General features: G+C 65.5%; 1 rRNA gene. It reads right to left on the bottom strand.

The annotated features are described in order from the left end of the window. Positions 1–206 (bottom strand): 16S ribosomal RNA (locus QM841_RS43130); the annotation flags it as partial.

Consider the following 206-nt stretch of genomic DNA (forward strand, 5'->3'; position numbering starts at 1 on the left):
GTACCAGGCCCGGGCACGTCTGCAGCGCCGCGTTGCTGATCTGCGATTACTATCGACGCCGACTTCACGGGGTCGAGTTGCAGACCCCGCTCCGACCTGCGACCAGCTTTAACGGATTCGCTCCACCTCACGGTCGCGCAGCCCTCTGTACTGGCCAGTGTGGCATGTGTGGAGCCCTGGGCCTAAGGGGGAGGCGGACGTGAGGG

Origin of the sequence: Rhodococcus sp. IEGM 1307 (assembly GCF_030056915.1) — a bacterium.
Lineage (GTDB): Bacteria > Actinomycetota > Actinomycetes > Mycobacteriales > Mycobacteriaceae > Rhodococcus_F > Rhodococcus_F opacus_D.